At 55.3% G+C, this 2,638-nt stretch carries 3 protein-coding genes and 1 pseudogene; all 4 read left to right on the top strand.

The genetic code is table 11. From position 1 onward, the window contains the following. A pseudogene (locus LKD37_RS17210) lies at positions 1 to 282 on the top strand (hypothetical protein); the annotation flags it as partial. Beyond that, positions 279 to 1,463 (top strand): antirestriction protein ArdA, encoded by a 1,185-nt coding sequence (locus LKD37_RS17205; RefSeq protein WP_302930288.1) that lies wholly within the window; start codon positions 279 to 281, stop codon positions 1,461 to 1,463. The pseudogene LKD37_RS17210 and the gene LKD37_RS17205, both read left to right, overlap by 4 nt. Next, on the top strand, positions 1,460 to 2,383 hold the full coding sequence (locus tag LKD37_RS17200) for a DUF6329 domain-containing protein (RefSeq protein WP_302930287.1): 924 nt from the start codon (positions 1,460 to 1,462) through the stop codon (positions 2,381 to 2,383). Before LKD37_RS17205 ends, LKD37_RS17200 begins: the two co-directional genes overlap by 4 nt. Positions 2,384 to 2,444: 61 nt before the next feature. Further along, a partial coding sequence (locus tag LKD37_RS17195) for an LPD28 domain-containing protein (protein ID WP_302930286.1) occupies positions 2,445 to 2,638 on the top strand: 194 nt, incomplete at its 3' end.

Below are 2,638 nucleotides of genomic sequence, written 5' to 3'. Positions count from 1 at the left end.
CTCACGGCATACGAGAGCCTTTGGCGCAGGATGGTCTGGAAATGCGGGAACGACGGTTTTGACTTTCAAAGCGTCCGGCTCGGAGGAATCGAGCCGGAGCTATACAGCGTCTACCAGGCGGCGAAGGCCATTGCGATCGGCTGCTGCAATATTACTCTCGCAGACCTTGCGTCTCCGGAACTGGTCACAGATGAGGCGTTCCACCTGATTACCGGCGCACTGCTGATGGCCAAGTACGGAGATGCGGTTTTGAATTTGGAAAAAGGAGTGAATGAAACATGATAATTCAAGCGGTGCTTGGTAATCCGCATCACCCGGAATACGGCGTGGCGACCATCCCGTTCCCTATCCCGCATGACCAGTACGCACACTGCATGGAATTGCTGGAGGCGCTGGAGATTGGCGACGCGGTCAAAGCCGACTGCCAGGTGCAGGAGATCAACAGCTTTTACTCTGTGCTCAAGCGCATGGAGATGCTCACGGTCAATGTGGAGGAGCTGAACTACCTTGTCAAACGGCTGGATAGCTTTGATACTGGCGAAGCCGCACAGTTTCAGGCGATGGCGCACAAGCTGGAGCTTTTCGAGCTGAAGGATCTCATCAACCTGACCTTCTGCTGCCAACAGGCCACGGTCATTACTGACTTTTCCGACCTCGCCGCCATCGGCCGCGACCACTACATGAACCTGCACGGCGGCAGCGCAAGCGTGGATGAGCTGAACAAACTGGATGGCGAGGAAACCGCACGGCGGCTCATCGAGAGCGGCAGCGGCACAATTACTCCCTACGGCGTGGTTTACGTCAACGGCATGAAGTTAGAGCAGGTCTACGATGGCCGGTTCTTCCCCTGCTATTACTATGAGCCGAATGCCATCACCGTTGCGGTGACCTCCAAAGCCGAGCCGGAGGACACAGAACACATCACATGGCTGTACCTCCCCATGGTGCAGGAGGAGATCGACCGTGCCCTCCTTCGCGGGGGCATCGCTGACCCTGCGGATGCCCGCCTTTGGCTGGAAGATACTCAACTGATGGATGAAGTGGATGTTCTGCTGGACATGGAACGGGAAACCCTCTCCGACCTCAATGAACTGGCAGAGGCGACGGATGGGTTGTCAAAAGCGGATATGGAAAAGCTGGGCGCCGTGGTCATACTGGCAGAGCCAAAGTCCGCGGCGCAGATCAAAAATCTTGCGGAAAGCCTCGACCTCTTTGACTTTGCCCCCGGTGCGCATACGCCAGAGGAGTGCGGCAAGTACATGATCCGTCAGTCCGGTCATTTCGACTATGACGAAAACCTCGACGCTTTTTATGACTATGAAAAGTACGGCACGGAACGCATGAATGAGGAGGACGGAATGTTCACCGACCGGGGTTACATCGCCTATAAGGGCTATGCCAGCATGGAGGAAGTGATGAACGGTGGTCAGAGCTGCCGCATGGAGATGGGAGGGATGATGTGATTATTCAAGCAGAACTCAGGCGGAAACAGTCCGAGTATGAAGGCGAAGCATGCAGTGTAGATAAGGTAATCGAGTTACCCGCCCAGCGATTCAAGCAGTTCAGCCGCGCACTGCTGGCTGACTATGATTTCATCGCAGAGAACAAAAATGCCATCCGGCGTGATGATGACGCCAGACACTGTCTGCTCATCCTCGACGCGGAGGGAAAGGACGGTTTCCTTGTTGACCCGCAGGGGTACAACTATGCCCGGTACAGTGCCTTTGTTCCCAACGCCCGCAGCTTGCTGACACCGGATATGGCAATCGACCGCAGCTATCTTTCACCGGCAGAGCCTTGGCGGGATGAGAGCAGGGATGAAATGCTCCGCATGACGCTGCGTGTTGAGGGAAAGCCGGACTACACCCTCGTTCTCCCCGCTGACGAGGAATACCTGGACGCTGTGAAGGATTACCTTGATATCGATGTTTTCGCGGATGCCATGCTCTGTAATATTCACTTCAAGGTGCCTTACATCGGTGAGCTGATCCGTGATACGGATTGCCCCGCCGTGGAGGATTACAACGATTTTGCAGAAGCCTTGGAGGACATCTGGCAGCAGGACGGTGCGCTCCTGACCTACGCTGCCGTGCTGGAGGCCGAGAAGCCGGAAACCCTGCACCGTGCCTGTGAGCTCCTGCGAAATTTGGTCAACTACCAGCGCATCACGGAGGATGCCTACGGTTACGGGCAGCAGCGATTGCAGGAAACACTGGGGCTGGACGATGAGGCCATCTATGAGCTGGATGGCTACATGGATTTTGAGAAATACGGTCAGGACTGCATGGAAAACGACTGCGTGACAAAAACAGAGTTCGGCCTGCTGCGCCGCTTGGACCCGCCCTTTCCGGAGCAACGGCAGGGGCAGCAAATGTTTCAGTAGACTTTGCGGCAGATGTGTAGTATGTTTGCCGTTACCAAAATAGGAAAGGAAGGAAACCCAAATGGCTGTAAACGCAAGAACAGAGGAATTCCAACACATTGAAGTATTTGATAAGCCCGCGCTGTTCACCAACGGGCGTATTGCCCGTGATACCGTGCCGAAGGGCTGGTACTGCTATGACATTCGCGGCTCTGACGATGATCCCGGTGAGCTGTGCTACATGGAAGAAAATGTTGTGGTCAACCACGCAGGCTC

The organism is Brotocaccenecus cirricatena (genome assembly GCF_020687045.1).
GTDB lineage: Bacteria > Bacillota > Clostridia > Oscillospirales > Oscillospiraceae > Vescimonas > Vescimonas cirricatena.
This window is presented reverse-complemented; position numbering and strand designations above follow the sequence as displayed.

Coding starts and splice junctions, on each gene's coding strand:
- LKD37_RS17205 (WP_302930288.1), top strand. CDS start 279: ATGATAATTCAAGCGGTGCTTGGTAATCCGCATCACCCGGAATACGGC.